Annotated in this window: 6 protein-coding genes; 4 read left to right on the forward strand and 2 right to left on the reverse strand. The window is 62.9% G+C overall.

Annotated elements, in window-relative coordinates; all coding sequences use genetic code 11:
• Window positions 1–56: 56 nt before the first annotated feature.
• Entirely contained in the window at window positions 57–1,196 is a 1,140-nt protein-coding gene (locus WA702_RS01145) for a thiolase C-terminal domain-containing protein (protein ID WP_425108686.1), read from the reverse strand.
• A 3-nt stretch (window positions 1,197–1,199) separates the two neighbouring features.
• Window positions 1,200–1,613: a Zn-ribbon domain-containing OB-fold protein gene (locus WA702_RS01150; RefSeq protein ID WP_425108687.1), complete on the reverse strand. Its 414-nt coding sequence runs from the start codon at window positions 1,611–1,613 to the stop codon at window positions 1,200–1,202.
• Window positions 1,614–1,827: 214 nt separating this feature from the next.
• Between WA702_RS01150 and WA702_RS01155 the strand changes: the two genes are divergently transcribed.
• The 4 genes from WA702_RS01155 to WA702_RS01170 form a co-directional block, all read left to right on the forward strand.
• On the forward strand, window positions 1,828–3,072 hold the full coding sequence (locus WA702_RS01155; RefSeq protein ID WP_425108688.1) for an amino acid ABC transporter substrate-binding protein: 1,245 nt from the start codon (window positions 1,828–1,830) through the stop codon (window positions 3,070–3,072).
• 40 nt (window positions 3,073–3,112) lie between these two features.
• Window positions 3,113–4,039: a branched-chain amino acid ABC transporter permease gene (locus WA702_RS01160; RefSeq protein ID WP_425108689.1), complete on the forward strand. Its 927-nt coding sequence runs from the start codon at window positions 3,113–3,115 to the stop codon at window positions 4,037–4,039.
• Entirely contained in the window at window positions 4,032–4,952 is a 921-nt protein-coding gene (locus tag WA702_RS01165; RefSeq protein WP_425108690.1) for a branched-chain amino acid ABC transporter permease, read from the forward strand. The genes WA702_RS01160 and WA702_RS01165 overlap by 8 nt, the downstream gene beginning before the upstream one ends.
• The coding region (locus WA702_RS01170) for an ATP-binding cassette domain-containing protein (RefSeq protein WP_425108691.1) at window positions 4,942–5,266 on the forward strand (325 nt) is incomplete at its 3' end. The genes WA702_RS01165 and WA702_RS01170, both read left to right, overlap by 11 nt.

Here is a 5,266-nt window from a genome sequence, read left to right on the forward strand (position 1 = left end):
CCCCGTAAGAACGGGGAGAGGGAGAGGAGAGACCGGCCGCGGAATGACGAGTGCTGTTATCTTTCGTTCGTAAAAATGATCGTGCCGGACGCCGCGAACATGCCGCCGACGCCATGGCATACCGAGATCTTCGCGTTCGGCACCTGCGCTGGCGCGATGCCGCGCATCTGACGCACGCTCTCCTGCAGCGCGTACATGCCGTACATGCCTGAATGCATGTAGGAGAGGCCGCCGCCATTGGTGTTGAGCGGCAGCTTGCCGCCCGGCCGTGTGTTGCCGTCGGCGATGAACTTGCCGGTTTCCTCATGCGGCATGAAGCCGAGATCGCCGAGCCCGAACAGCGGTAGGTGCGCGAACGCATCGTAGATCATCAGATGGTCGACATCCCCGTGGGTGATGCCGGCCTCCTTGAAGGCGAGAGGACCCGCGACCTTGAAGGCGCGCGAGGAGGTGAAGGTTTCCATCTGGCTGACCATCGGTGTCTCCACGCTCTCGCCGGTGCCGAGAATGTAGACGGGCTTGCGCGGAAAATCCTTGGCGCGGTCGGCCGAGGTCAGGATCAGCGCGCCGCCGCCGTCGGTGACGAGGCAGCATTGCAGCAGGCGGAGCGGGTAGGCGATCATGCGCGAGTTGAGCACGTCGTCGACCGTGATCGGATCCTTCATGGTGGCGCGCGGGTTCTTCGCCGCCCATTCTCGCTGCACCACCGCGACCATGGCAAGCTGCTCATGGGTGATGCCGTAAGTCTTCATGTAGCGCAGCACCGGAATCGGAAACATGCTGGGCGGCCCGTAAACGCCGAACGGCGCCTCGAACTGGCCCTGCAGGCTGTCGGCCGGGATTGAACGCGGCGCCTTGCCGATCATCGACTTGCCGCTCTCGGCATGCGTGATCAGCACGGTCTTGCACAGCCCGGCCTCGATCGCCGCCGCGGCATGGCGGACGTGCAGCATGAACGAGCAGCCGCCGACCGAGGTACCGTCGACCCAGGTCGGCGTGATACCGAGATAATGACACATCTGCTGCGGCGTCTCGACCGCGGTAGCGAAGCCGTCGATGTCGGACAGCTTCAGTCCGGCATCCGCGATCGCATTCAGCGCCGCATCCGCGTGCAACTGGATCTGCGACATGTTGGGGATGATTCCGAGTTCGGTGGTCTCGGCCGCGCCGACGACTGCAACTTGGTTTCTGCGCATGGTCTACCCCTTGGCCGGACGGAACACGGGCAGGGTGATCTTGTCGTCGAGCGCCTGGAAGGTGACCTCGAGCTTCATATCGAGTTCGAGCGCCTCCGGTGTCTGCGGGCAGTCGACGATGTTGCCCATCATGCGCGGACCCTCGTCGAGCGCAACCACTGCGATTGCGTAAGGCGGCGTGAAGCCTGGCGCTGCGGGGCGATGATTGATGACATAACTGTAAAGCGTGCCGCGGCCAGAGGCATTGAACACGCTGACCTTGCGGCTCGCGCAGGACGGGCAGAACGGACGCGGCGGGAAGTAGACATGCGCGCAAGAGTCGCAGCGTTGCAGCCGTAACTCGCCGGCCTGGGTGCCGTCCCAGAAATGCTGCGTCTCGGGTGTCGGTTTCGGTTTTGCGCGGGCCGGCTCTGCCATCTCGGTATCATCCTCCCGGAGACGGGCTCGATCGGCCCGCTGCTTTGTTAGGGTGATGCGACATTTGACTATTCGGCGTCAACGGTCCATCAACTCGCGCGCATGCCGCCTATTCCGGCATGCGTCCAATGAATGAGGCCGGGACCGCTTGTGTCCCCGCAACATCGCGGTAGATTGCCGCCGGACGAAAATAAACGAGCGGGAGAAGAAACGTATGTTGAAGATGACGGGTGCGGCACTGGCCGCAAGTCTGGCTTTTGCCGGGGCGGCGTTTGCCGCAGATGCGCCAGCCGAGATCAAGATCGGCACGCTCTACGCGTCATCCGGCCGCTACGCCTCGATTTCCATGCCCGTCTACAGCGCGCTGAAGCTCTGGGTCGACCAGAAGAACGCCGACGGCGGCGTCTATGTGAAGGCCTTCGACAAGAAGCTGCCGGTCAAGCTCATCTCCTATGACGATCAGAGCAACACGGCGACCGCCTCGACGCTGTACAATCAGCTCGTCACCCAGGACAAGGTCGACCTGTTGGTCGCCGATTCCGGCTCGGTACTGACGGCGCCTGCTGTCGCGATCGCGCGCGACCACAAGATGTTCCTGTTCGATCAGACCGGAACCGGCGCGAGCTTCTTCTCCAAGGACAATCCCTACATCGCGCTGATGGCCGACCCGGTCTCGACGGTGTGGCCGAAGCCGGTCGCCGATTTCATCACCCATGACGGACCGGGCCTTGGTATCAAGAAGGTGGCGATCCTCTACGCCACCAACGAGTTCACCGGCACGCAGGCCAACGCCTTTCGCAAGTTCGTCAAGGACTCCGGCGCGCCGATCGAGATCGTCTACGACCAGGGCGTGCCGACCGAGACCACCAACTACACCGTCATCATCAACAACATCGCCAACACCAATCCGGATGCGGTGATCCATTTCGGCTACGCGCCGAACGACATCGCGTTCCTGCGCAACGTCCAGGACGTTGGCGTCAATTTCAAGATGCTGTTCGCGATCTATGCCGGGCTCGAGACCGAGCTGCTGGAGAAGAACGTCGGTGCCAAGGGGCTGGAGCACATCTGGACCTATGTGCCGCCGTCCGAGCTCGACTACCCCGTCAATTTCGGCATGACGATGAAGGACTATCGCGCCGCCTGGAACAAGAAATACTCCGACGGCAAGGTCGAGTTCGGCTTCAACGCGGTCGCCGGCTACACCACCGCGCTCGTCATCGAGAAGACGCTGTCGGTTGCGACCTCGCTCGACCAGATGGAGCTGCGCCGCGCCACGTTCTCGCTCTCCAACCAGCTCAAGACGCTCGACGGCACTTTTGCGCTCGACGAGATGGGCGGCCAGATCGGCGAACTGACGCCGCTCGGACAGCTCTCGGAGAAGGACGGCCACATCCACTTCACCTCGATCTATCCGCACGAGACCGCCACCGGCAAGCCGGTCTATCCGGCGCCATGATCTTGCGGGAGCTGAAACGAGGACGCCGGGGCGGGGCGAGATGCTAGTTTATGCGCTGGTGGCCGGCGTTCTGTTCGGCCTCTATTTCAGCCTGGTCGGTATCGGCCTCAATCTCGTGTTCGGCGTCATGCGCATCGTCAATCTTGCGCATGGCGACATCATCATGCTGGGCGCGTTCATCGCATTCGGCGTCGTGGCGATGGCCGGCATCGATCCACTGTTTGCGGTGCCGCTCGCCTTCATCGTGTTCCTGATTGCGGGCATGCTGCTGTACTGGGTGCTGGTGCCGCGGCTGCAGGGCTCGACCAATCCCGAGATGCTCTCGATCATCCTGTTCTTCGGCCTGTCGCAGGTGATCGAAGCCATCACCACGATCTTCGCCGGCACCAGCGAGCGCTCGATCCAGAGCCGGCTGCTCGGAACTGTGTTCACGACCATCAAGGTCAAATGGTTCGGCGGCACCGCCGGCCGCGGCGGTCCAATCCAGATCTTCGGTCAGGGCTTTCCGGCGCCCTGGGTGATCGCGGCCGCAACCAGCCTGATCGCGATCGGGCTGGTCTATGTCTATCTCTACCGCACCCGGCTGGGCACGCTCACGCGTGCGGTGATGTCGCGCCGCGACGAGGCGTTCGCCACAGGCATCGACGTTGATCGCATCTCAGCGGCGGCGTTTGGCATCGGGCTTGGTCTCGCCGGCATCGCCGGCGTGTTCGCGCCCTTCATGTTCGGATCGGTCACGCCGGCCTTTGGCGCCGATGCCACCGTGACGTCGTTTGCGATCGTCGTGCTGGGCTCGCTCGGCAACCCCTTAGGGACGGCGCTCGGCGGCGTCGTCTACGGTGTCTGCTACATGCTGGTGCAGACTTATCTGAGTTCATGGGCCGACCTGCTGCCCTATGTGTTGCTGATTCTCATCCTGTTGTTGCGCCCGAGCGGCCTGCTCGGAAGGCGGGTGCGCGTTGCCTAAAAGTCTTCAGCATACGCTGTTCATCCTGCTGCCGCTGGTCATTGTCTTCGCGGTGCTGCCCGGCGTGTACCAGAACCATCTTCTGCTGTTCAATTTCGTGATCTTCCTGATCCTCGCGCAGGGCGTGAACATCATCTACGGCTTCACCGGCTATCTGCCGTTCGGTTATGTCGGCTTCTTCGGCGCCGGCGCCTACGGCTTTGCGATCATGGTGATGCATTTCCAGACGCCAGCCGCGCTGGCCGTGCTGGTGGGTGGCCTGGTCGGTGTTGCGCTTGGGCTATTACTGACGCCGCTGCTACGGCTGACCGGCGCCTATTTCGCGATCGCCAACCTTGCGGCCTCGCTTGCGGTGCTGCACTTCGTCGCCAATCCGGCGCTGGAGGGCATCACCAAGGGACCGTACGGCGTGTCGCTGACCGGCACCTTCAATCCGACCTTCGCCTATGATGCTGCGCTCGTGGTGTTGGCCTTGACGCTCGGCGGCGTGGTGTACCTGCGCAATTCCAGCTTCGGCCTCGCTTTGCAGGCGACGCGCGAGGATGCGGTGAGCGCGTCGATGGCCGGCGTCAACGTCGTCAAGATGCGCGTCATCGCCTGGCTTGCCTCGGCGCTGGTCGCCGGCCTCGCCGGCGGCGTCTATGCCTGGTACGTCTCGGTGTTCTATCCTGACAACGTGTTCTCCGGTGATTTCTCGATCTTCGCCATCGTGTTCGCGCTATTCGGCGGCGTCGCCACCATTCTCGGACCGATCGTCGGAGTGATCATCCTCTATGGCATCTACAATCTGATTGGCTTCACCACGCCGCAATATTTTCAGCTGATCTATGGTCTTCTGATCATGGGCCTGGTGTTGTTCCTGCCGGCCGGTCTGATGTCGCTCGCAACGCGGAGGGGATGGCGTGTCCCCTAACTCCATTCTCACGGTCAGCAATCTGGTCAAGCGCTTCGGCGGCTTCACCGCGCTCGACGGCCTCAGCTTCCATATCGTACCCGGCGAAATCCTGGGTCTGGTCGGCCCGAACGGTTCCGGCAAGACCACGGCGATCAACGTCACGTCCGGGCTCTATGCGCCCGATGGCGGCGTGGTGACATTCGAAGGCCACGACATCGGCGGCGCCGCGTCGCACAAGCTCGTGCATCGCGGCATCAACCGCACGTTCCAGGTGCCGAAGCCGTTCTTGTCGCTCACCGTGCGCGAGAACGTCGCGGTGGCGCTGGCCTATG

It is taken from the genome of Bradyrhizobium sp. (genome assembly GCF_049798375.1).
Taxonomy (GTDB): domain Bacteria; phylum Pseudomonadota; class Alphaproteobacteria; order Rhizobiales; family Xanthobacteraceae; genus Bradyrhizobium.